We start from the raw sequence: 24,457 nt of genomic DNA, 5'->3' as shown, positions 1-24,457 counted from the left end.
CCTTAGAATTCCGCTAATTCGCGCATTTTTTCTTGTATCTTTTCAGGACTCATCATTATTTCATTTTCTAAGACAGGTGAAAATGGCATAGATGGAACGTCGGGTGCAGCTAAACGCATAATCGGTGCATCTAGTTCAAATAAGCAATGTTCTGCTATAATTGCCGAAGCCTCTGACATAACGCTACCTTCTAAATTATCTTCTGTAACGAGTAAAACCTTGCCGGTTTGTTTAGCACGATCAATAATAGTTTCTTTATCTAATGGATATACCGTTCTTAAGTCTACAACTTCAACATTAATACCGTCTTCAGCTAAAATATCAGCTGCTTGTAAACAATAATTAACCATTAAACCATAAGTGAAAACAGTGATATCATCGCCTTCTCTTTTTACATCTGCTTTGCCTAAAGGTACTGTATAGTAATCTTCTGGAACTTCTTCTTTTAAAAATCGATACGCTTTTTTGTGTTCAAAGAATAAAACTGGATCATTAGATTCAATTGATGATAATAATAATCCTTTTGCATCATAAGGTGAAGAAGGAATTACTATTTTTAATCCTGGGGTTGAAGCGAAAATGCTTTCAATACTTTGTGAGTGATACAAACCACCATGAACACCTCCACCAAAAGGTGCTCTAATAGTTATAGGACAGCCCCAATCATTGTTAGAACGATATCTCATCTTAGCAGCTTCACTTATTATTTGATTAGTCGCTGGTAGAATGAAATCCGCGAATTGAATTTCTGCGATAGGACGTTTACCCATCATTGCTGCGCCTATTGCAGTTCCTATAATATTTGACTCTGCAAGTGGGGTATCAATTACACGTTCTTTTCCATATTTTTCTTGTAAGCCTTGTGTAACGCCAAATACGCCACCCTTTTTACCTACATCTTCACCTAAGATGAAAGTATTTTTATTTTTTTCAAGTGCTAAATCATGAGCTTGGCGAATTGCTTCTAAATAGGATAATTTAGTCATTTTGTTGGCCCCCTTCATCATAAACGTGTGTATATGCTTCTTCGATTGAAGGATATGGAGCCTCTTCAGCGGCCTTCGTCGCTTTATTAATTAATTCTTTGTGTTCTTGTTCTAAATCAGAAAGCCATTGTTCATCTATAATCTCATTTTCAAGTAAGAAGGATTTAAATTTAATATTACAGTCTCCTTCTTTAAGACTATCACGTTCTTCTTGAGTACGATATTTATCATCGTCATCTGAAGAATGTGGTGTCATTCGAGAAGTAACAGCTTCTATTAAAGTAGCGCCTTCTCCATTTAAAGAACGATTTCGTGCTTCTTTCATAGCTTTATAAACAGCAATAGGATCATTTCCATCTACTTGTTCACCATACATACCATAACCTAAAGCACGATCAGAGAGTTTTTCAGCAGCATATTGTAATGAATCTGGTACTGATATAGCATATTTATTATTAATAATCACGCAGACAAAAGGTAAATCGTGCACACCTGCAAAGTTAAGACCTTCATGGAAGTCGCCTTGATTTGAACTTCCTTCCCCAACAGTTGCGGTAGCAATATTTTGTTTATTATCCATTTTTAATGCAAGGGCAGCGCCTACTGAATGCGGAATCTGAGTTGCTACTGGAGAACTCTGAGATAAGATGCCTTTATCTTTATGACTAAAGTGAGATGGCATCTGTTTACCGCCGGAATTGATATCATCTCTTTTACCGAAAGCAGATAACATCGTGTCTAAGGGTGTTATTCCCATATATGTAACAAATGCTAAATCACGATAATATGGAGAAGAAATATCCCCTTCTTCCATAGCGTATGCCATACCAATTTGAGTGGCTTCCTGTCCTTGACCACTTACAACGAAAGGAATTTTACCTGCGCGGTTAAGAAGCCATAATCTCTCGTCTACCTTTCTTCCTAAGTCCATCCATTTATACATCATCTTGAGGTCTTCTTCAGTAAGGCCTGCTGACTTATAATCAATCATTATTTTACCTCCTACTATACGTGAATCGCTCTACCTTCAACTTTTAATCCTAATTCCATCAAAACTTCAGATAAAGATGGATGAGCATGGGTAGTTAATCCAAGTTCTAAAGATGAGCCATTCATAAATTGCAATAATGAAACTTCATTAATCAGTTCAGTCACATGAGGTCCAATCATGTTAAGACCAATGATTTCATCATTTTCTTTATTAATAATCACTTCGCAAAAACCATTTTGCTCACCAATATCATCAATCATCGCTTTCCCAATTGCTTTAAAAGATACTTTATAAACACGCGCTTTAATGTTTTGAGCTTTGGCTTCTTCAATATTTTTACCAATTGAAGCGATTTCTGGATATGTGTAAACACATTTTGGTACCAGGTCATAATTAACGGGTATAGGACGCCCATCAAACATGTGTTCAACTGCAACTAAACCTTCTTTTGAACCTACATGAGCAAGCTGAAGTTTACCTATGCAATCTCCTGCAGCATAAATATGCTTATCTTCAGTTTGTTGATATTCATTAGTGATAATATGTCCTGCTTTATTTGTTTTGATTTTGGTATTATTAAGACCAATATCTTGTGTATTAGGTGTTCTACCAACAGATATTAAAACTTTATCTACTTTAATTGCATTATTTTCAAAATAAATTGTAACACTATCATCATCTTTTTTAATACTATTTTCATCTAATTGGATATTCTCGTAAAAAGTTACGCCTCTATGAGATAATTCTTTTTTTAATGATGAAGCGATTTGAGTACTTTCAGTTGGTAAAATACGGTCATTTGCTTCGATAACAGTAACTGAAGTTCCTAGGTCATTCATTAGTGAAGCAAATTCTAATCCGATGACACCACCACCTATAATCGCCAAATGTTCTGGTAAAGACTCAATTGAAAGGATATCGTCACTTGATAAAATACGTTCATGATCAAATTCAATAAATGGTAATGATTTCGGTGTAGAGCCAGTAGCAATTAATACAAATTGATTTGGTATTAAATCAGACTCGCCATCTTCGTATTCCACTGAAATCGTACCACTTTGAGGTGAAAATATAGATGTTCCTAATATTCTACCAGTGCCATTATATATATCTATGTGATGGTGTTGCATTAACTGGTTTACACCTGTATGCATTTGGTTCACAATATCATTTTTACGTTTTAAAATATTTTCAAAATTAACTTTAAAATTACTTACATCGATACCAAAAGTACTAGCATTTTTAATAGTATGATGTATTTCAGCAGATTTTAATAAAGATTTAGTAGGTATACACCCTTTATGTAAACATGTGCCACCTAATAAAGATTTTTCAACTATTGCTACTTTCTTACCTAATTGCGAAGCTCTGATAGCAGCTACATAACCAGCAGTTCCTCCGCCAAGGACGACTAAATCATATTGTTTTTCTGACATGGTCTTACTCCTTTAATATTTAGAAGACTAAATATGTCTGACATATATATAATCAAGACATCTTAGTCCTCTAATAAAATTACTTATTTTAATATTGAATTACATATTGAACTAAAGGTGATGTAATTCAAGATGTTCTTATAAATTAATACTTTCCTATTTTACATCAATTCGGATAGTTATTAAATTTGAAAATTAATGACAAATTTTTAAGAATCGATTCATTATACTCTTTTATAGAAAAATTTTAAATGTGCTACTACTAAAATGGATAAAGATTAATCTCTATGATTTTGAGCAATCATTTCTTTAGCGTTTTCTCTTGTTAAATCAGTAACACTAGCTCCGGAAATCATTCGCGCTACCTCGTTAATTCTATCGTCATCTAATAACTCTTTAACTTGAGTAGTTGTCCTGTCATCTTGTGAGGCTTTACTTATTAGAAGATGATGATCACTCATTGAAGCAACTTGAGGTAAATGAGAAATACATATGACTTGTATGAATTGAGCTATGTCTCTCATTTTTTCAGCCATTTTCTGTGCTGCTTGTCCAGAAACACCTGAATCCACTTCATCAAATAGAATTGCTGTTTGGCCACGTGATTTAACAAATATGCTTTTCAATGCAAGCATTATTCGAGATAATTCTCCTCCTGAAGCAATTTTATTCAAGCTTTTTAAAGGCTCTCCTTTATTAGGGCTAATTAAAAATTCTACAAATTCGATTCCTTCGTAGTTAGGTTCATCAAGAGGTTTGAAAGATATTTCTAAATTTGCATCTTTCATTTGTAAATTTTGAATTTCAGAAACAATATGGTCACGTAATTCCCTAGCGACGCGTCGCCGTTCTTTTGATAATGCTTTACCTATATCAATTACTTCTTGATAGAGTTGGTTAATTTCTTCTCTTAATTGTGATGAACTTTGTTCATAGTTTTCAATTTTATTAATCTCATTCTCTAACTTACTTTGATAAGCAATGAGTTCAGGAACATCTTTTCCATATTTGCGTTTTAGGTTATTTAAAAGATTCATCCTTGATTCAAGTTCATTTAATACTTGTTCATCAAATTCGGTGTTTGCCATTTCATCATATATATCATGTTTTGCGTCTTCAAGAACATAGTAGAATTGGTCAATATCTTCTTTCAATTTTTCGTATTTTTCAGGAACAATATCATTGATAGATTGAAGATGATTACTTAATTCGTATAATCGATCCGGAATAGCATTCTCATCTGTTAGTACTTGATGCGCATTATTCAATGCTAGGCTCAATTTTTCAGAATTCTGAATACGTTTAATATCAACTTCTAGTTGTTCTACTTCATCTTCTTTTAAAGAAGCTTCTGTAAGTTCTTCGAATTGAAATTTCATTAAATCAAGACGCTGTAGCAATGCTTGATCGGCTGATTCCAAATCTTCTAATTCTTTTCTTTTATCTTTATATTGATTGAAAACATTTTTATATTGTTGTAGCAAATCTGAATATTGATTTTCTGCATAATCATCGAGTAATTGAAGATGATATTTTTGCTTGAGTAATGATTGAGTTTCATGTTGGCCATGAATATCTAATAATTCTTGCATCACTTTTCTTAAATCTTGAAGTGTGACAATTTGATTATTGATACGACAAATGCTTTTACCAGAACTAAAGATTTCTCTCTTAACTAATAAAAAGTCTTCATCAATATCAATGGATAAATCTTCTAGAATAGATATTGCATCTTTGCTTTCATCTATATCGAATATACCTTCAATGATAGCTTTTTTCTCGCCATGACGCACATAATCAGAAGAAGCGCGCATTCCTATTAGCTGTCCAATTGCATCAATGATGATAGATTTACCTGAGCCTGTTTCGCCACTTAGGACTGTTAATCCATCTGAAAATTGTATTTCAAGTTTATCAATGATAGCAAACTGTTTTATTGATAAGGTTTGTAACATAAATTCATCGCATCCTTATAATAAATTAAAAATTCTAGTTTTTATCTCTTCACTTGCTTCTTCATTTCTACAAATAAGTAGACATGTATCATCGCCACAAATGGTACCAAGTACTTCATCCCAATCAATTTGATCAAGTATCGCTCCAATTGATTGTGCGTTACCTGGAAGTGTTTTAAGTACAAGTAAGTTTTCAGTTCCCTCTATATTTACAAAAGAATCCATTAAATATCGTCCTAATTTTTCTAAAGGATGATATTTTCTATCATTCGGTAAACTATAAACATATTGACCTGAAGGTGCGGGAACTTTAATTAATTGTAATTCTTTTATATCTCTTGAAACTGTTGCTTGTGTCACGTTTAAATCATATTCATTTAATCGTTTTACCAATTCATCTTGTGTCTCTATTTGTTCGTTCGAAATAATTTCTCTAATTTTTATATGTCTAACTGATTTTTTTGGCACAATAAACACCTCTAGTTACGAATATTTATACAATGATTTTAACACAAGCGACTCGTAACTACTACTAAACACTATTTAACTTTAACATTATTATTTTTTATCTTTGGCATGATAAAGGCATTTATTATAAAAATCCAAACTTTAACATGATAAATTAATTAATTGAATAAAAATTAGCGAATGAATATTTTTTGTATATGGAAAACAAAATAAATATCAAATAATAAGGATTTGTATCTAAGATTTCAAAATGAAAATGTAATAGCTAAAACAAATCTAAAATTTAGCCTATAAATGAACTAGAACTCATCCATTTATAGGCTATAAATTAAAATCTAAATATCTTTATTAAATTTAATGATCTCTATTGTAAAATAAATCAACAATTTTTATTAATTCTGAAGTTTGATATTGTGAAGATATATTATTCAGACATTTCAAAGCTTGATTCTTATGATATTCCAGTTTGTCTTCAGCACCCTCTTTACCAAATAAGGAAACATAAGTACTTTTATTATTCGATTCATCACTACCTACCGCTTTACCTATTTTTTTCTCATCGCCATAAACATCTAATAAATCGTCTTTAATCTGAAACATAAGTCCTAAATGTTCGCTGAATTCATTTAGATTGTGAGACGTCTTCTGATCTACTTGTGCAATATCTACAGCAGCCATTACTGCAAAAGTAAGAAGAGCACCTGTCTTCGCTTTATGAATAGACTCTAAAGTTTTTAAATCAACTGTTTGATTTTCGCTTTGCATATCTAATGTTTGTCCGCCAACCATACCGATATGTCCGCTTGCTTTAGATAATCGTTGTAAAACTTTTACTTTAACATTATCTTCAATTAAATCGTCATTTGAGACTAATTCAAATGCCTTTGTTAAAAGTGCATCTCCAGCTAATATTGCTTTCCATTCACCATAGACTTTGTGATTAGTTAGTTTACCGCGACGGTAATCGTCATCATCCATTGCAGGTAAATCGTCATGAATGAGTGAGTATGTATGAATCATTTCTAAAGCTAAAGCACTTTGAAGTCCTTTATGATAATCTTCATTTAGCATATTTAATGTAAGTAATAATAATACAGGTCGAATTCTTTTTCCGCCGGCCTGAAGTGAGTACATCATGCTCTCTTCTAAATCGGTATTTAGATGAGATTCGGGAATTGCCTGCTTAAGATTAGTATTAACTTCTTCGATTAAATTACTCATTGTTAGCTTCTTCATTTTCTTGTTCCTCAGCTTCTTCTTGCATTAATTTGTTTACTTTCTTCTCTGCATCTTTTAAAGTTGTATCACAAGCAGTTGATAATTTCATTCCTCTTTGATATAAGTCTAGTGATTCCTCTAATGAAATTGTTTCATTATCTAATTTTTGAACTATATTTTCTAGTTCTTGCATCATTTCTTCAAAGCTTTGCTTTTCTTTACTCATCATTACACCTTACTTTCTTTACAGTAGCATCAACGTTGCCATCTTTCATTGTTAAAGTGATTGTATCATTCTCAGTAATATCATGTGTACTTGTAACTACTTTATCATCCTTATTTACAATTGCATAGCCACGTAACATTGTATTAGTAGGACTCAAATTATTTAGATTTTCAATTTTATTTTTTAAATCTGTTTGTAATTTTGATAATTCATTTGTTATTGCTTGAGTCATACGTTCACGATATTGGGACACATGCATTTTATCTTGAGAAATGTTGTTATTGAGTGTTTTTAAATTGAAATGTTGTTTCAATAGCTTGAGGTTTTGAGTATGCTTTTCAAGATATGTCGACATCAATTGCTTAAGTTGTTTTTCAAGGTCATCACGCTTTTGAATTTGTTGATCATACAACAGTGAAGGTTGCTTAAATTTATAATAAGAATTTAGATGACTTAATTGTTTCTTCTGTTGTTCGACATATTGTTTAATAAACCTAGTTAATGAAAATTGATATTGTTTAATTTGTTGCATTAATTCATATTGGTCGGGTGTTGCGATTACAGCAGCTTGTGTAGGAGTAGCTGCTCTAACATCAGCTACAAAATCACTTAAAGTAAAGTCAGTTTCGTGTCCCACAGCTGAAATAATTGGTGTATTACAACTATATATTGCTTTAACTACTTCTTCCTCATTAAAGTTCCATAAATCTTCAATAGAACCACCACCACGCCCAACTATAATGGTGTCTACATCAAGTGTGTCAGCATGTTCAATTTTCTCTATAATATCTTGTTTTGCTTGCGTACCTTGTACCAATGTACTGATGTGTATCTGTTCAACTAAAGGATATCGACTGTTAATTGTTGAATGAATATCTCTAATTGCAGCACCAGTACTAGCTGTTAGGACCGCAATTCTTTTGGGGAATTTGGGTATAGGTTTCTTAACGCTGCTATCGAAATAACCTTCTTTTGTAAGTTTCTTCTTAAGTTCTTCTAACTTTTGATATAAATTTCCAATTCCGTCAAGTTGCATCTTATTTACATAAATTTGATAGTTGCCCCTTCTTTCATAAACGGAGACACGAGCTTCGAGTAGAACTTCATCACCTTCTTTAGGTTCAAAGCCTAATTTAGAAGCATTACCTTTAAACATCATAGCGCTAATCACACTCTCTTTATCTTTAACGTTAAAGTATAAGTGTCCGCTTGAATGTTTCTTAAAGTTTGATAATTCTCCCTTTATTAAAACAGATTGCAAATGAGGATCTTGATCAAATTTATATTTAATGTATTTAGTTAAAGTAGTAACACTTAAATATTCAGTCATACATATCACTCATTTTAATTATTTATATTACTTAAAACACCATTAATAAATTTATAATGACCATCATCACTAAATTGTTTAGTAAGTTCAACAGCTTCATTGATGATAACTTTTTCAGGAGTGTCACTGTGTAACATTTCAAATGTAGCCATTCTTAAGATAATACGGTCAGATTTTAGTAAACGTTCAATTGACCAATCTTTTAAATATGGTTTAAACTTCTCATCTAATACAGCTTCATGATCTTTTACTCCTGTAACTAACCAGTTAATAAAATCAAAGTCTAAATCTGGATAATCATCTTTTATAAAGTTGATTGCTTCAGTGATACTTAAATCAGATTCTTTCATTTCTAATTGAAATAAAGTTTGAAAAGCTTGAATTCTTGATTCTTTACGACTCATATTTTACTCCTTCAAACGTATTTATATAATTAATGAGGCTGAAACATAAAACATTGTCTCAGCCATAATTAGCATATTGGTGAAAATGACTGAATTAAAAATTTTTTAATTTTTTTCAATTCAAATCAGTCTAACCAGTAGGAATATCATAGAGTGTACTACATTTATAAGAGACGCTTTATTTTGAATTAGAATTTTAATAAATGCTACCTCTATAATACCTCTACTTTGTACTATTTATTTTTCCACTACAATTTGTGTAATATGAATGTTAATTTGTTTTGGTTCAATTGCTGTCATAGTTGTTATTGAATTAAAAATTGCAGATTGAATATTATTGGCTGTTTTAGAAATATTTACTCCGTGCTTTAAAGCACAATAAATATCAATGTATATACCATCATCTTTAGCCTCAATTTTCACATCTCTATAGAGGTTTTTTCGACTAATTTTCTCTAAATTCGTCTTGCTTAATTCAGCAAAATGGCCTGTGATTCCATCGATTTCTGACGTGGCAATACTAGCAATAACAGATAAAACTTCTGGCGCAATTTCAATTTTACCTAAATTCGATTGAGAATAATCTGCTACATTGACCATCCGATAACCTCCTATTGATCGTCATCCATGATATTGTATTTTTCTAAGAATTTTGTATTAAATTCACCACTTCTAAAGATTTCATTATTTAGTAGTCTAAGGTGGAACGGAATAGTAGTATCTATTCCTAATACAAGATACTCACTTAGTGAACGAATACCAGTCATAATGGCTTCATCCCTAGTAGGTTCATGTACAATAAGTTTAGCTACCATAGAATCATAATATGGAGGGATTGTATAGTTAGTATAACATGCTGATTCTATTCTCACTCCAAAACCGCCTGGTGCTAAATATTGAGTAATCTTACCTGGTGAAGGCATAAAGTCTTTATATGGATTCTCAGCATTTATACGGAATTCTATAGCATGGCCATTAATTGAAATATCCTCTTGTTTGAATGGTAAAGCTTCACCCATAGCTACTTTAAGCTGTAATTTAACTAAATCCACACCAGTGACCATTTCAGTAACAGGATGTTCTACTTGAATACGAGTGTTCATTTCCATGAAATAGAAATTATCATCATCAAGATCGTAAATGAATTCTATCGTACCAGCGTTCTCATAGTTAACTGCTTTAGCTGCTCTAACAGCCGCATTTCCCATTTCTTGACGTTTTTCCTCACTTAAAATGGGAGAAGGTGCTTCCTCAACTAATTTTTGCATTCTACGTTGAATCGTACAATCACGCTCACCTAAATGTATGACATTACCATAACTATCTCCGACAATTTGAATCTCAATATGTCTAAAGTTCTCGATAAACTTCTCTAGGTATAAACCACCGTTACCAAAGGCAGTTTCTGCTTCTTGTTGAGTCATACGAATTCCTGTTTCAAGCTCTTTCTCGTCACGTGCAACACGAATACCTTTTCCGCCACCACCTGCAGTAGCTTTAATTATTACAGGATAACCAATTTTTTTAGCTACTTTCTTAGCATCATCGATACTTTGGATAAGTCCTTCACTACCAGGTACGACAGGTACATTAGCTTTAATCATTTCTGCTTTAGCTACGTCTTTAATTCCCATTTTTTGAATAGATTCATAACTTGGACCAATGAATTTAAGTTGACATGCTTCACATAATTCTGCAAAGTCGCCATTTTCAGCTAAAAATCCATAACCAGGATGTACTCCGTCACATCCAGTAGAAGTCGCAATAGATAATATATTAGGTATGTTCAAATAAGAGTCCTTAGATAAAGTTGGACCGACGCAATATGCTTCATCAGCAATTTGAGTATGTAATGCATCTTTGTCCCCTTCAGAATAAATAGCTACTGTTTGGATACCTAAATCGTGAGCAGCTCTGATTATTCTAACAGCTATCTCCCCACGGTTTGCGATTAATATCTTATTCATTATTTCACCTTAAATAACGGCTGGCCATACTCTACCATTTGTCCGTCTTCTACTAAGATTTCCACGATCTCACCTGATGTTTCAGCTTGAATCTCATTAAATAATTTCATTGCTTCAAGAATACATACAGTTGTGTCGTTTGAAACTTTATCCCCTACTTGAACATAAGCATCTTCCTCTGGCGAAGGTGATTTATAAAATGTACCAACCATTGGCGCATTAATCGTTTCATAATTATCACTAGCAGATTCTTGAGTTTCTTCCCCTGATTGAGTAGTTGATTGAGGTTGTGGCGCTGCTTGTGGTTGAGAAATCTGTTGTGCAGGTTGTTGAGCTACTTGAGGTGTAATGATTTCAGTTTCTTTCTCTTTTTTTAGATTAACAACGCTACCTTTGTTATCCTCAATGTTAATTTCAGTTAAATTAGATTGATCAAGAATTTCAATTAATTCTTTTATTTCTTTAAAGTTCATTTCGTACTGACTCCTTAGGTTTGTTTTCATCTACCCGTCTATTTTACTTGAGTCATTCACTCAATTCAAGCATGTTCATATGATGAAACATAGATAACAGGCTTAGTAACTAATAATTTAAAAAACAAAAATTGCAACAAACGGGTTTAGTAATGATTATTAATTAAATCAAGAAATATACTCAAATATAGATGCCATTATATTTCCCAGTAAGTTTTGTAGCATAATGATGCGAAGACGTTTGATTGCTTATCAAAATGATTCTGAGGTTGGGTAAATAGTGGTTCAGATTAATAATTCTAAGTTAAATTAAACTACTACATGAATTAAAATGTTCAGTGGTGGATAAATTTTGATTTTATGTTACTTTTATTGAAGTAAAAGTCCAAAAAATATTACCCCCCTTAAGAATGCACACCAATTTCAATGTACACTTTAAGGGGGGATAGTTAATAAGTATAATTTGTCTAGCCTCTAGAAATGTAACTTCCGTCGCCAGTATTAATTACTAAAATATCTCCTTCATTAACGAATAAAGGCACGTTTAAAGTATATCCAGTTTCTACAGTAGCAGATTTTGTTGCGCCTGTTGCTGTATCACCTTTAATACCTGGTTCAGTTTCAGTTACTTCTAATTCAACTGTTTTAGGTAATTCAACTCCAATAATTTCTCCTTCATATGATTGAACTTGAACTTCCATATTTGCTTTTAAATAGTTTAATTCATCTTTTAAATAATCACCAGGTAATTCGATTTGATCGAAAGTTTCATTATCCATGAAAATATGATTATCTCCATCAGCATATAAATATTGCATGCGACGGTTTTCAATCATCGCCTGTTCAACTTTCTCTCCTGCTCGGAATGTTTTTTCTTGGATAGCACCTGTTCTTAAGTTTCTTAATTTAGAACGAACAAATGCAGAACCTTTTCCTGGTTTTACGTGTTGGAAATCAATAACTTTCCAAATTCCATTATCTACAGAAATTGTTAAGCCTGTTTTAAAATCATTTACTGAAATCATTCAGTCTCCTCCTCAATTATACGCGCTTACTCTAAAATAATAAGGTCTTTTGTGCATTTAGTAAAGACATCACAGCCATTTTCTGTGATTAATATATCGTCTTCTATTCTAATGCCACCAAGTCCATCGACATATATACCTGGTTCAATTGTTACACAATTATTAACTTTCAATTCACCTTCGCTATTCTTAGATAGCAATGGTCCTTCATGAATATCTAAACCTATACCATGTCCAAGAGAATGACCAAATTCCTTTCCATAACCATGAGACTCGATATAATCTCTTGATAAAGCGTCAGCTTGTTGAACAGTCATACCAGGTTTTATTTCTTCGATTGCCTTAATTTGAGATTGTAGCACGATTTCATATATTTCTTTCATCTTTGGATCAGGTTCACCTATAGCGAAAGTACGCGTTATATCGGAACAATAACCACGATAGTACGCTCCAAAATCTAAAGTAATCATATCACCTTTTTCGATGCGTTTGTCACTAGCTACCCCGTGAGGTAATGCGCCTCTATAACCTGATGCTACAATTGTATCAAAAGATGGACCATCGGCACCTAATTCTAACATTTTGCTTTCTAGGCGCGCTTTGATTTCTCTTTCACTCATACCCACTTTTGCTATTGATAAAATATATTCATATGTTTTATCTACAATTTCTGCTGCTTTTTTTATAAGTTGAATTTCTTCTTTATTTTTAACTTCTCTTATCTTATCAATAGCATCCCTAATACTAATCAAAGTAATTATACCTTTATTGAGTTCAACATATGTATCATAACTAATTAAATGTCCTTCAAAACCAACATTCGTTAACTTTTTACTTTCTAATATTTGTTTTATTTCTGAAATTAACCCACTTTGACGATTAATAATTTCAAATTCAGTTGCTTGATTAGTAGCTTGTTCAATATATCTAAAATCAGTTACAAGATAATTTTTATCAGGGGTTATTATCAAAGCGCCACTTGTTCCCGTGAATCCTGAAAGATATCTTCGATTAAAATCAGATAGAACAATAAGTGCATCCAAACGTTTATGTTCCAAGATTTCATGAACTTGTTTTAATTTATTCATTTGCATCACTCCTATGATAACGTTTGTACATTTTTATTTTATACATTAAAATGATAGCATAATTAATAACGATTATAATAGTTTTTGGTTTAGGGAGAATACAATGAAAAAATTTATATTAGTGCTAGGAGCATCTTGTTTGTTAGCAGGTTGTGGAAGTCAAAACTTGGCTCCATTAGAGGATAAGACTACTAAATTACGAGATGATAATCACCAACTTAAGTTAGATATACAGCAACTTAATCAAGATATAAGTAACCAAAAATCAAAAATTGCTGGATTAAAACAAGATAAAGAAAATAGTAAAAAGACATCCTCTAACAAATTGAAAATCAAAAATTTAAAAGCATCGTCCAATTATTATGATAAAGTAGCTGAGGCTATAGGAGATTATAAAAATATAGAGGCAGATGTTACAAAGAACAAAGGTAAAAAAGATATTCAAGATAAGTTAGATAAAATTACGAATAAAATTAATGAAGCTTTTTCAACTTATAAAAGTTCGGTTGACAATGATTCTAATTCTGAAGAAGATAAACAGAAAAGAAAAGAGATTAGCAAATTTGATAAAGATTTATCAGGTGCGATGAATAAAATTAGAAACGGCTATCAATCAAAAGACTCTAAACAAATTAAAAAAGGTCAACAAAAACTTACTACCGTAAGTTCAAATATTAGAAGTTAATAGGAGTTTTTAGATGCGTTATATCATCTTTTATATTATATTGGCTATTGCTGCTTTTGGATTAATAATGAATTTAGATGAATTTCTTTTTTCAATAATTAAGACTTTAATAAGTTTTGCAGTAGTAGCTTTAATCATTTATCTCATTTATTATTTCTTTTTCTTAACTGAAGATCAAAGGAAGTATAAGAGAGCTGCTCGAAAGTACAAACGAAAAAATAGAAAGCATTAAACAAAAATAGCATTGAAGTATGCGAATTAAACTTGACTTCAATGCTATTTTTATATTATTTACGAAACATCCAATCGTCAGAACGATATTTTTCTTCAAGTTCTTTTACCTCAGCAAGCTGTTGTTCTGATAATTCTAAAGGTTTGAACTCAATATTTAATCCAGTCTTGAACCCTTCTTCAAAGGCTTTTTCCATTTCACTTAAAGTAATATGAGTGTCAGAAATGTCATTAATTGCCACTGCTTTTTCAACGAAAGCTTCCTTCATTTTAGCTTTAAGTCTATCATTTTTGAAAATAAACATATCAAATAGTTCATCAATATCAATATCTTGTAAAATTGAACCATGTTGTAAAATGACGCCTTTTTGTCTTGTTTGAGCACTTCCTGCTATTTTTCTACCTTCAACGACTAATTCATACCAACTCGGAGCATCAAAACATACTGAACTTCTAGGTTGTTTTAACTTTTCTCGCTCTTCCTTTGAACGAGGAACGGCAAAGTATGTCTCAAACCCTAAATTTTTAAACCCTTCTAATAAACCTTGAGAAATCACTCTATAGGCTTCTGTAATTGTTGAAGGCATATTTGGATGGGACTCAGGAACTATCACGCTATAAGTTAATTCTTTATCATGTAAGACGCCTCTCCCCCCTGTTTGACGTCGAACTAAACCGAATCCTTTTTCATTAACCTTTTCAATATCTATTTCTTTTTGTAATCTTTGAAAATATCCAATGGAAAGTGTCGCAGGATTCCAAGTATAAAATCTTATAACAGGATCAATCTCTCCTCTAGAAACAAAATTAAGTAATGCTTCATCCATAGCCATATTATAGTATGGATCTTGACTTCCTGTATTAATAAAGTTCCAAGTTTCAGTCATAAAAAAACCCCTAACAAAATGTTTAAAGACTTAACTATTAAGTATATTTGTATATATCTAGTTTATATGATTTAAACATAAACTAACCCGAAAAAATATTTTGATAAATTGTCCTAACAGTCTTATAATTATAATATCGATTAATTAGGGAGGATGCAAGATGGGTATCTCTTTGTACATTGCAATTGGAATCATCGTGATTATCATTGCGTATATGGTCATCCAACAAATTCTTAATAAACGAGCTGTTAAAGAATTAGACCAAAATGAATTCCACAAAGGCTTGAGAAAAGCTCAAGTTATAGATGTTCGAGAAAAAGTGGATTATGATTATGGTCATATTAATGGTGCGCGTAACATTCCAATCACAACTTTTAAACAACGTTACCAAGGTTTAAGAAAAGACCAACCAATTTATTTGTGTGATGCTAATGGAATAGCGAGTTATCGTGCTGCTCGTATATTAAGAAAAAATGGCTATAAAGATTTATACATGCTTAAAGGCGGATATAAAAAATGGACAGGTAAAATTAAATCTAAGAAATAATTTTACGACCATATCGTTTCGCCTAGTAATTTTCACCCTTGAAATGTTGTAATTTGAATTATAACTTTTTAAGGGTATTTATTATTGCAGTAAAAAATAATATTTAGGCTTTAAAGATAATCTTTTGAAAAATAAGTTATTTAGCTTAATAAGGGAAAAAAGCTCAATGATGTATTATAGCTTAAACATCATTGAGCTTTACTATTTTAAGTATAATTAATTTTCAATATTAATGTTCAATTGTTTTTTCTTGTTTTAAATCTTCGAATTTAAGAATTGGCTTACGTGCTGCAGTTGTTTCGTCTAATCTATCTATAATGGTTGTGTGCGGTGCTTCAAGCACTACATCAGGATTATCTTGCGCTTCATTAGAAATTTGTATTAGTGAATCTACAAAATGATCTAATGTTTCTTTAGATTCAGTTTCTGTAGGTTCGATCATCATTCCCTCTTCAACATTAAGTGGGAAATAAATAGTTGGAGGATGAACTCCAAAATCTAAAAGTCTTTTTGCCATATCTAATGTACGGACGCCAAATTGTTTTTGTTTCGTTCCGCTCAAAACAAACTCATGTTTACAATATTGGTCATATGGGATTTCAAAATGGTCTTTTAGACGTGCTTTAATATAATTAGCATTCAGCACAGCAGCCTCTGAAACTTCTTTAAGTCCTTCAGCACCCATAGTTCTAATATACGTATAGGCTCTTAAATAAATACCAAAGTTACCATAGAATGGTTTAACTCTTCCAATTGAGTTTTCAATGTTATTATCATACTTATAGAACTCGCCATCTTTAATGACCATCGGCTTAGGTAAGTAGCTAGATAACTCTTTTACCACACCTACTGGTCCTGAACCAGGGCCACCGCCACCATGAGGTCCAGTAAACGTTTTGTGTAAGTTTAGATGAACTGCATCAAAGCCCATGTCTCCAGGTCTAACTTTATCCATTATTGCGTTTAAATTTGCCCCATCGTAATAAAGTAGACCACCAGCTTCATGAACGATTTCTCTAATTTCCATAATATTCTTCTCAAATATACCTAATGTATTTGGATTAGTTAGCATGATAGCAGCTGTATTCTCATTTACAACTCTTCTTAAATCATCAATATCTACTTCTCCGCGCTCATTAGATTTAACAGTGACTGATTTAAATCCGGCAAATGAGGCTGAAGCAGGGTTTGTACCATGAGCAGAATCAGGTACAATAACCTCATCTCTATGTCCTTGTCCATTATTCTCATGATAAGCTTTGAAAATCATGAGAGCTGTCCATTCACCGTGCGCGCCTGCTGCTGGTTGAAGTGTTACTTCATCCATACCTGTAATTTCTTTTAGCTCTTCTTGCAAACTATAAATAATTTCAAGTGAACCTTGAATGTGTTCTTCCTCTTGCAATGGATGAGATTCACTAAATCCAGGTATTCTAGCAACTTTTTCATTAACTTTAGGATTATATTTCATCGTGCATGATCCCAATGGATAAAAACCAGTGTCTACACCAAAATTTTTATTGGAGAGTTCTGTGTAATGTCGAACTAAATCTAGTTCAGCTACCTCAGGAAACTCGGCTTTATCTTTACGAATATATTTGTCATCTAATACAGAGGAAATTGTAATGTCCTCAATATCACTTTGAGGTAAAGAATACGCATATCTACCTTTTTTGGATCTTTCAAAGATTAATGGACTTGATTTACTAACCATTTAATTCACCAGCTTTCTGAACAAAATTATCAATTTCTTCTTTAGTTCTTAATTCAGTTACGGCAACTAGCATATGATTGTTGAAGTCATCAGAAACTTCACTTAAATCAAAACCACCAATAATACCTTGGTCAGCTAATTTTAAATTTACTTCTTTAATAGGTTCATCAAATTTAACTACAAATTCATTAAATGAATTACCATCTAATACCTCAAAGCCTTTATGTTTAAATAGTTGTTTAGCATAATTAGCATGTTTTAAATTTTGAACAGCAATATCATACATACCTTGTTTACCAAGAGCTGACATAGCAATTGAAGATGCAAGTGCATTAAGTGCTTGGTTAGAACATATATTTGAAGTCGCTTTATCTCTTCTAATATGCTGCTCTCTAGCTTGTAAAGTTAGTACAAATCCACGATTGCCTTCATCATCCTGAGTTTGACCTACTAAACGTCCAGGTACTTTACGCATTAACTTTTTAGTTGTAGCAAAATACCCGCAATGAGGTCCACCAAATTGTGTAGATATACCGAACGGTTGAGTATCTCCAACAACTATATCCGCTCCAAAAGTACCTGGTGGTGTTAAAAGACCTAAAGCTAGAGGGTTAGCATATACTATAAATAATGCTTTTTTATCTGCAATTAAACTATTTATTTTTTCAAGATCTTCAATTGAACCATAAAAATTTGGATATTGTACTGCAACTGCGGCAGTATCATCATCAATTGCTTGTTCTAATTTTTGTAAATCAGTTATTGTTCCATTTAAATCGATTTCAACTACTTCAAACTCTTTACATGTTTTAGCGTAAGTATGTAAAACTTGTAAAGCTTGATAGTGTAAACCTTTTGAAACAACAATTTTATTCTTTTTAGTCTGACTGAAAGCTAAAATACAAGCTTCAGCAAAACTAGTCATACCATCATACATAGATGAATTTGCAACATCCATATCAGTTAGTTCACAGATTAAAGTTTGAAATTCAAAAATTGCTTGTAACTCACCTTGAGAAATCTCAGGTTGATAAGGTGTGTACGCAGTATAAAATTCTGATCTAGAAATCATGGCATCTACAACTGCAGGAGCATAATGATCATATACACCAGCACCTAAAAATGAAGCGTGAGTTTCTTTTGTGATATTTCTATTGGCAAGAAGATTAAGTCTTCTTACTAAACTAGTTTCTGCCTCTCCCTTAGCAATATTTAAATTTCGATCTAATAAAATATCGGCTGGGACATCACCAAATAATTCTGAAATTGATTTTGCTCCAATAGTATCTAGCATTTCTTGTTTATCTTGATCTGTTAAAGGTATATAACGATGACTCACTATTTACACCCCTCCGTATTATTTAGTAATTTGATTTTTCTTAACAATTTTTGCTTTAACTTGGCGCTTACGAACTTGTATAAGCACTTCTTTACCCATTTCGAATGCATCTCTATTTATAATAGCTAGTGCGATAGATTTACCTGAAGAGGGAGATTGAGTTCCGGATGTTACCTCTCCAATGTGGTTACCTTCTAAATCAAATACTTCGTAACCTGTTCTAGCAATACCTTTACCTATTATCTCTAATCCAACAGTTCTTTTAGTGGAACCATTTTCTTTTTGATCTTTAAGAACAGATTTGCCAATAAATTCTTCTTCAATAAGAGGTTTAGCAGCAAAAGCAATACCTCCTTCATAAGGAGTAATAGATTCTGTTAAATCTTGACCATGTAGAGGTAAACCTGCCTCAAGGCGTAAAGTATCACGAGCACCTAAACCACAAGGAACAACGTCATATTCTAATAATTGATTCCAAATGTCTGCTGTGTCTTCAGATTTGCAATAAATTTCGAAACCATCTTCCCCTGTATATCCTGATTGTGAAAGAATTATATTTTTATCAAAAAACTTCACATCTTGTTTAAATTCAAACATACTCATGTCACTAACATCCACATCAGTATGTTCATTCACAAGATGTCTAGCTTTTGGTCCTTGAATAGCAAGTTGACCATATATATTTGAAGAATTATTCACATTAACATCAAAATTGCTACTTTGCTTAGAAATCCAATTAAAATCTTTATCAGTATTTGCCGCATTTACTATTAATAAAAAGTGGTTTTCTGCTAACTTGTATGTAACTAAGTCATCTATAATACCACCTTCTTCATTACATAAAGCTGTATACATTGCTTTAGTATCTGTAAGATTGTTAGCATCATTTGATAAAATATACTGAACAAAGTTAAATGCTTCATTACCAGTAATTTCTATCTCTCCCATGTGGCTTACATCAAAAAGACCAATTTCATATCTCACAGCGTTATGTTCTTCTTTAATACTAGTGAATTGAACAGGCATAGCCCATCCACCGAATTCAACTATTTTCGCACCATTATCAACGTAGTTTTGATATAAAGGTGTCTTTTTAAGTTCAGTTGTCATTAGAAAACCCCCTATTTTTAATAAAAAACAGGATAGCATAGAGCTACCCTGTTAAAATAATTCATCCAGGAACGCGTTACAGTATTATCCTTTTGCCTGAGAGTTTCGTTAAATAACTTGCACCTTCGGCGATAAAGCTAAATATTTACAATATTCTTAAATTAATTATTATGTAGATATGTTTTAGCTTTATTCTCTCTAATACTGATCAATCGCAAAATAAATTTTGTAAAATCTTTTCATATATTTCAGAAACAGTGAGTGCGCTATTCACCTTCATGAATGCGGTTTCATTATATCTTGAAACCCTTGAACAATACAAGGTATTTAATTGTTCTAGAGATTTATCTTTAGCATTGGGTCTATGAGGATCACTAACTATACGTCGATAAATAACATTGATATCACAATCAAGCCATATAACATTCTTTTCATTTTTAAGTAGTTTCAAAGAATCTTTATTTTCGATTATTCCTCCACCAGTAGATATAATTTCGAATGTATTCAAACACTCTTTTAAATACTTAAATTCTAAATCACGGAATTTTTGTTCTCCATGTTCCTGAAATATATCGGGAATTGATTTGTTTTCATTTCTCTCGATATATTCATCTAAGTCTACATAACTTAAATTTTGTAAATCAGAAAGATATCGTCCAATCGTCGTTTTACCAGTACCCATGAAGCCAACAAATATAATAGGTGCTTTACTTTTAATCAATCTAATCTACCTCTTTTTTAATGTTTTAACAATAACATCATCATAGTAAATATCTAAGTTATGTAATGTCTTTAATTTTAAACCATATTGAGTAATATAAAAAGATATAATTGATAAATAAAATGAAAAAATTACTACTAAATATAAACTAATGAACGCTTTTTGGCTATAAATAGAGGTTCTTCTCTTTATAATAGTTCGTATCTCCTTGCTTTATTTTTATTTTTAAAATATTATTGTTCGTCTTTATTATTTAAAAAAAAACTACATTGTTTAATAGAGTGATGTTACCTCTCTGATTGATATTTTTATATATTTTTTTATTATTATAGATATATCTAATTTCCTCATCCTTTTTTCTAATTTTGATTGTTGAATCATTATCTTTACTTGGCGAATACTTGGAAGTTTGTATATCTTTAAGAATATCTCTACAAAAAAATTCAAAGTCTAAATCATCATTATTTTTAGCTAAATGTAGGTAGTAAGAAGTGAGATTAATAATATTAGGTGTTAAAGAAAGACATAATAAGGTTACTGATAATGCGAAGAGTATTTCAACGAAAGTAAAGGCTTTAATTTTCAAATGAAACACATGTTTTAATGTTAAAGTCTCTATCTTTTCCACATATTTTCTTTTGATATAGTTGTATTTCATATTGATCTATTACAACTCCTTGTTTAAGTTGTTCCTTACTAAATTTATTCAAGCTGGTAATAATAGACTTTTTAATTTCTATGGTTTTTAAATAATTATTATAGTTATTATTCATTGTGGAGAGTGTTGGTATCAAAATAAGTGTGATTAATCCGATGATTAGTAAACCTAATAAACTATCGAGTAATAATGAAGCTCTTAGTTTAAATTTTGACATATCTAATACGTCCTTTTTCAATATGTAAAATAATTTTATAAGTAGCTTTATTCATTGCAATTGTTAGAGAACCAAAACGGTTAATATTTCCATCTCTATTGAAATTCAACGTATTAATTCTAGCAATATTAGTGATTTTACCGTGAGGGACTTTAATTTTATATTTACTCCCTTTTTCTTCTACAACTTGGATAACATTAGAATTATTTGTAAAAACTAAGGCTATCGATCTTTGAGATGCAATTGCTTTAGATTTAAAGTAATTAAGTCTAGTAATGAATTGTTTAATTTCATGTTCTTCATTAATCATTTGTACGTTCATAAAACTTCTTGACCATAAAGTTGTCATTAATAAAACGCTAATGGTAAATAAGACCAACATCATTTCAATTAGAGTGAATGCACTATATTGTTTAGTTCGCAACAGCCTCACCATTTGAAATACTAATAGTTTGTCCGGATTTACAATTTTTCTGTCCTTCTTTTATAAAACCTTCAGCAATTAATTCTTCAATATTATTAGGGTTACGATTATGCTTTAATGTATATGCTTCAATTTGACTATTTACCATTTTTACTTGAGCATCACAACCAGTAGATTGGATATGTGCTGTTTGTTTGGCAATATTAGGTATAATTAAAATAAGTAATAAACTAATTATTAATAAAACAAGTAACATTTCAATTAAAGTGAAAGCTTTAGATTTTTTTAGTTTTTTTAATATTTTCATTAAGAGTCCTCCCTATTTGATGGTTTGCATTAGTTCAAACATAGGTAACATGATTACAAGATATAAAGAAACTATAAATAGACCTAATATAAAGAAAATGACTGGTTGAATAAATTTAGTTTGCTTGAGAACTTTATCTTCAAAATGATGTAGTAACATTTGGCTATATAACTTTAATTCAATATCTAGTTTTCCGCTTTTTTCCCCTTGCTCAATAAATTTGATTAGATCAGGTTGAAAGCATTTTAAGCTATTTAATATAGACGGTAGTGACATCGCTTTATCAATACTTTTTAATAAGTAGTCACCTAAATATTTAAAAAATTCATTGTTTTGCTCATTTCTATATATATGAACAATATGTTGAAGGCTTATACCGTTTTTATAAAAAAGAGAAAGTTCATTAGATATTTGATAAGTTCTGAATATTTTATAGTAAGAATTGACAAAGGGGATTTTAACTATATATTTTATTTTTTTATTTATGGGAATTTTGTTTAGGAGTTTATAAATAATTATATATATATCACAATTGAACAAAAAGTAAGCAATAATACAAAAGCAGACAACTTTGTAATGAAAACGGTAAGTATATTTTGTAAAGTAGATAGTTGAACATTCATAGTCGCGTATAATTGTTGAAATTGAGGTATAACAGTCATATTTAACACGATTAGCATGATTAGAAATATACTTATCAGCACTATTGGATATTGAATAGTTTTTAGGAATGCCTTTTTAGCCTTCAAGTTTCTTCTCATATATTCAATGGCGTCTGCCATTGCAACTTCTAAATTTCCATACTGTTCTGCAAATTTTACTTGAGTAAGTATAATTTCGGGGTAACCAATCATCTTCAATACTTCATAACATGTTCCACCTGCTTGAATAGATTCTATTATTATTTTACTAATGTTTTTATCTCTATAAATAAAGTGTAAATTTAGAAATTGAAAGCTTTCATACAATGTGAATCCATGTTCAAATAAATGTTTTAGTCGTTGAAGTAGTTCAATGGATTGAGCTTCGGTAAGATTCTTTTTTCTGTTAGGTTTAAGTATACTTATTAACAACCTCTTCACAAATTACTCCTTCCTTAGAAAGATTAGTTAGATGTGTAGCCAGCTTAGTGAAGCTATTTGGTAGTTCATGATTGTGTTCAAAAAAGTATTCTACTTGATTTTGGTTCATTACTTCACAAACTAATTCATGCGTATTAGTTTGTGTGGTGATAAGTCTTTGATTAGATATTAAATTTATAGATTGACATAATTCTTGCACTGTAACACCCATTTCTAGTAGACGAAGTAAAGCCCCTTTACAATCATTAGCATGTAAAGTTGTAAGCACTAAATGACCACTTAGACTTGCTTGTATAACACATTTAGCAATATAAGCATCACGAATTTCTCCAATCAAAATGACATCAGGGTCACATCTAAGTATGGCTTTAAAAGAGTTAGTATAATTTATCCCGGCCTTTTCATTAACTGAAATTTGAGTTATCCCATCTAATAATTGCTCAACAGGATCTTCAATTGAAATAACATTTAAATTTAAATTTTGATAGGCATGCATTACCATTTGATACATTAAAGTGCTTTTCCCAGAGCCAGTTGGACCACTAAAAAGTAATAATCCTTGTTTTTTATTCATTAAGTGCTTAAAATCTTTAAATTCATATGAGTCACGTCTTTGTTGGAAATATTGAGGTACGATTCTTATAACGCAACTTTCATTACCTAAAGATAAAGGTAGCGTAGAGATTCTTAAGTAATACATATTTTGCAATTTATAAGTATATCTTCCGCTTTGGGCTAGCTGTTGGGTCGAAACATCTAAGCCTGATTTGAACTTCATATAAACAAGTAACTTTTTGTAAATAGCATGTGCCAGTGTATCGTAATTAATAAGTTGATCGTTGATTCTTAGTTTAATTAAAGTATGGTGCTCAGTAGGAATAAAATGTATATCACTTGCAGTGTGCTTTATAGCATAATTAACTATCTCTTGGAATAACATTTTCATAAAAAAATCACCTCCTACATAT

General features: G+C 31.3%; 27 protein-coding genes, 1 pseudogene and 1 riboswitch. Of the genes and pseudogenes, 3 read left to right on the top strand and 25 right to left on the bottom strand.

The window, feature by feature from the left end:
* Window positions 1-2: 2 nt before the first annotated feature.
* The 14 genes from V6C74_RS06405 to V6C74_RS06340 all read right to left on the bottom strand — a co-directional run bounded on the left by V6C74_RS06405 (window position 3) and on the right by V6C74_RS06340 (window position 13,567).
* Window positions 3-986, bottom strand: a complete 984-nt coding sequence (locus tag V6C74_RS06405; protein WP_016898180.1) for an alpha-ketoacid dehydrogenase subunit beta — start codon at window positions 984-986, stop codon at window positions 3-5.
* Window positions 979-1,977: a thiamine pyrophosphate-dependent dehydrogenase E1 component subunit alpha gene (locus V6C74_RS06400; protein ID WP_002453317.1), complete on the bottom strand. Its 999-nt coding sequence runs from the start codon at window positions 1,975-1,977 to the stop codon at window positions 979-981. The genes V6C74_RS06405 and V6C74_RS06400 overlap by 8 nt, the downstream gene beginning before the upstream one ends.
* Before the next feature lie 14 nt (window positions 1,978-1,991).
* Window positions 1,992-3,413 carry a dihydrolipoyl dehydrogenase gene (gene lpdA, locus V6C74_RS06395; protein WP_016898181.1) on the bottom strand — a complete coding sequence of 474 codons (1,422 nt, stop codon included), beginning with the start codon at window positions 3,411-3,413 and terminating at the stop codon, window positions 1,992-1,994.
* Window positions 3,414-3,691: 278 nt separating this feature from the next.
* Window positions 3,692-5,368 (bottom strand): DNA repair protein RecN, encoded by a 1,677-nt coding sequence (gene recN / locus V6C74_RS06390; protein ID WP_002453319.1) that lies wholly within the window; start codon window positions 5,366-5,368, stop codon window positions 3,692-3,694.
* Between the two features lie 15 nt (window positions 5,369-5,383).
* The gene (argR, locus tag V6C74_RS06385; RefSeq protein ID WP_002453320.1) at window positions 5,384-5,836 is read right to left on the bottom strand and encodes a transcriptional regulator ArgR; all 453 of its coding nucleotides are present in this window, start codon (window positions 5,834-5,836) and stop codon (window positions 5,384-5,386) included.
* A gap of 354 nt (window positions 5,837-6,190) precedes the next feature.
* Window positions 6,191-7,072: a polyprenyl synthetase family protein gene (locus tag V6C74_RS06380; RefSeq protein WP_029625705.1), complete on the bottom strand. Its 882-nt coding sequence runs from the start codon at window positions 7,070-7,072 to the stop codon at window positions 6,191-6,193.
* Complete coding sequence (locus tag V6C74_RS06375) at window positions 7,050-7,280, bottom strand: exodeoxyribonuclease VII small subunit (RefSeq protein ID WP_002453322.1); 231 nt, start codon at window positions 7,278-7,280, stop codon at window positions 7,050-7,052. Before V6C74_RS06375 ends, V6C74_RS06380 begins: the two co-directional genes overlap by 23 nt.
* Window positions 7,273-8,610, bottom strand: coding sequence for an exodeoxyribonuclease VII large subunit (gene xseA, locus V6C74_RS06370; protein WP_016898182.1), 1,338 nt, complete (start codon window positions 8,608-8,610; stop codon window positions 7,273-7,275). The genes V6C74_RS06375 and xseA overlap by 8 nt, the downstream gene beginning before the upstream one ends.
* Window positions 8,611-8,624: 14 nt before the next feature.
* Window positions 8,625-9,014, bottom strand: coding sequence for a transcription antitermination factor NusB (gene nusB, locus V6C74_RS06365; protein ID WP_002433628.1), 390 nt, complete (start codon window positions 9,012-9,014; stop codon window positions 8,625-8,627).
* Window positions 9,015-9,251: 237 nt separating this feature from the next.
* A complete protein-coding gene (locus tag V6C74_RS06360; RefSeq protein ID WP_002453324.1) occupies window positions 9,252-9,614 on the bottom strand; it encodes an Asp23/Gls24 family envelope stress response protein in 363 nt (120 codons plus the stop codon).
* A gap of 11 nt (window positions 9,615-9,625) precedes the next feature.
* The gene (gene accC / locus V6C74_RS06355; RefSeq protein ID WP_002433804.1) at window positions 9,626-10,981 is read right to left on the bottom strand and encodes an acetyl-CoA carboxylase biotin carboxylase subunit; all 1,356 of its coding nucleotides are present in this window, start codon (window positions 10,979-10,981) and stop codon (window positions 9,626-9,628) included.
* Window positions 10,981-11,454: an acetyl-CoA carboxylase biotin carboxyl carrier protein gene (gene accB, locus V6C74_RS06350; RefSeq protein WP_002433598.1), complete on the bottom strand. Its 474-nt coding sequence runs from the start codon at window positions 11,452-11,454 to the stop codon at window positions 10,981-10,983. Before accB ends, accC begins: the two co-directional genes overlap by 1 nt.
* A 467-nt stretch (window positions 11,455-11,921) precedes the next feature.
* Entirely contained in the window at window positions 11,922-12,479 is a 558-nt protein-coding gene (gene efp / locus V6C74_RS06345; protein ID WP_002433618.1) for an elongation factor P, read from the bottom strand.
* A 26-nt stretch (window positions 12,480-12,505) separates the two neighbouring features.
* On the bottom strand, window positions 12,506-13,567 hold the full coding sequence (locus V6C74_RS06340) for a Xaa-Pro peptidase family protein (RefSeq protein ID WP_002453325.1): 1,062 nt from the start codon (window positions 13,565-13,567) through the stop codon (window positions 12,506-12,508).
* Window positions 13,568-13,670: 103 nt separating this feature from the next.
* Between V6C74_RS06340 and V6C74_RS06335 the strand changes: the two genes are divergently transcribed.
* On the top strand, window positions 13,671-14,252 hold the full coding sequence (locus V6C74_RS06335) for a hypothetical protein (protein WP_016898183.1): 582 nt from the start codon (window positions 13,671-13,673) through the stop codon (window positions 14,250-14,252).
* A gap of 13 nt (window positions 14,253-14,265) precedes the next feature.
* Window positions 14,266-14,484: an SA1362 family protein gene (locus tag V6C74_RS06330; protein ID WP_002433847.1), complete on the top strand. Its 219-nt coding sequence runs from the start codon at window positions 14,266-14,268 to the stop codon at window positions 14,482-14,484.
* Window positions 14,485-14,539: 55 nt separating this feature from the next.
* On the opposite strand, the gene V6C74_RS06325 is transcribed toward V6C74_RS06330, so the two are convergent.
* Window positions 14,540-15,370: a biotin/lipoate A/B protein ligase family protein gene (locus V6C74_RS06325; RefSeq protein ID WP_002433604.1), complete on the bottom strand. Its 831-nt coding sequence runs from the start codon at window positions 15,368-15,370 to the stop codon at window positions 14,540-14,542.
* A gap of 160 nt (window positions 15,371-15,530) precedes the next feature.
* Here V6C74_RS06325 and V6C74_RS06320 point away from each other — a divergent pair, with 160 nt between their 5' ends.
* Window positions 15,531-15,917, top strand: coding sequence for a rhodanese-like domain-containing protein (locus tag V6C74_RS06320; RefSeq protein WP_002433796.1), 387 nt, complete (start codon window positions 15,531-15,533; stop codon window positions 15,915-15,917).
* 229 nt (window positions 15,918-16,146) lie between these two features.
* On the opposite strand, the gene gcvPB is transcribed toward V6C74_RS06320, so the two are convergent.
* The 10 genes and pseudogenes from gcvPB to comGA all read right to left on the bottom strand — a co-directional run bounded on the left by gcvPB (window position 16,147) and on the right by comGA (window position 24,435).
* A complete protein-coding gene (gene gcvPB, locus V6C74_RS06315; RefSeq protein WP_002453327.1) occupies window positions 16,147-17,631 on the bottom strand; it encodes an aminomethyl-transferring glycine dehydrogenase subunit GcvPB in 1,485 nt (494 codons plus the stop codon).
* The gene (gene gcvPA / locus V6C74_RS06310) at window positions 17,624-18,970 is read right to left on the bottom strand and encodes an aminomethyl-transferring glycine dehydrogenase subunit GcvPA (protein ID WP_016898185.1); all 1,347 of its coding nucleotides are present in this window, start codon (window positions 18,968-18,970) and stop codon (window positions 17,624-17,626) included. The genes gcvPB and gcvPA overlap by 8 nt, the downstream gene beginning before the upstream one ends.
* An 18-nt stretch (window positions 18,971-18,988) precedes the next feature.
* Entirely contained in the window at window positions 18,989-20,080 is a 1,092-nt protein-coding gene (gene gcvT / locus V6C74_RS06305; RefSeq protein WP_016898186.1) for a glycine cleavage system aminomethyltransferase GcvT, read from the bottom strand.
* Window positions 20,081-20,154: 74 nt separating this feature from the next.
* A riboswitch (glycine riboswitch) is annotated at window positions 20,155-20,292 on the bottom strand.
* Window positions 20,289-20,798 (bottom strand): shikimate kinase, encoded by a 510-nt coding sequence (locus V6C74_RS06300; RefSeq protein ID WP_029625706.1) that lies wholly within the window; start codon window positions 20,796-20,798, stop codon window positions 20,289-20,291. It overlaps the preceding riboswitch by 4 nt.
* 256 nt (window positions 20,799-21,054) lie before the next feature.
* Entirely contained in the window at window positions 21,055-21,459 is a 405-nt protein-coding gene (locus V6C74_RS06295; RefSeq protein WP_229716900.1) for a ComGF family competence protein, read from the bottom strand.
* Entirely contained in the window at window positions 21,377-21,676 is a 300-nt protein-coding gene (locus tag V6C74_RS06290) for a hypothetical protein (protein ID WP_002453332.1), read from the bottom strand. The genes V6C74_RS06295 and V6C74_RS06290 overlap by 83 nt, the downstream gene beginning before the upstream one ends.
* Window positions 21,663-22,100 carry a competence type IV pilus minor pilin ComGD gene (comGD, locus tag V6C74_RS06285; RefSeq protein ID WP_016898188.1) on the bottom strand — a complete coding sequence of 146 codons (438 nt, stop codon included), beginning with the start codon at window positions 22,098-22,100 and terminating at the stop codon, window positions 21,663-21,665. The genes V6C74_RS06290 and comGD overlap by 14 nt, the downstream gene beginning before the upstream one ends.
* Window positions 22,090-22,401 (bottom strand): competence type IV pilus major pilin ComGC, encoded by a 312-nt coding sequence (comGC, locus tag V6C74_RS06280; RefSeq protein ID WP_029625707.1) that lies wholly within the window; start codon window positions 22,399-22,401, stop codon window positions 22,090-22,092. Before comGC ends, comGD begins: the two co-directional genes overlap by 11 nt.
* An 18-nt stretch (window positions 22,402-22,419) precedes the next feature.
* Window positions 22,420-23,489, bottom strand: a pseudogene (comGB, locus tag V6C74_RS06275) (competence type IV pilus assembly protein ComGB).
* Window positions 23,461-24,435, bottom strand: coding sequence for a competence type IV pilus ATPase ComGA (gene comGA, locus V6C74_RS06270; protein ID WP_103175541.1), 975 nt, complete (start codon window positions 24,433-24,435; stop codon window positions 23,461-23,463). The pseudogene comGB and the gene comGA overlap by 29 nt, the downstream one beginning before the upstream one ends.
* Between the last annotated feature and the right edge of the window lie 22 nt (window positions 24,436-24,457).

This window comes from Staphylococcus capitis subsp. capitis, from assembly GCF_040739495.1.
Classification (GTDB): Bacteria; Bacillota; Bacilli; order Staphylococcales; family Staphylococcaceae; genus Staphylococcus; species Staphylococcus capitis.
The sequence above is the reverse complement of the archived record's forward strand: the minus strand, read 5'-3'. Positions and strand labels throughout refer to the sequence as shown.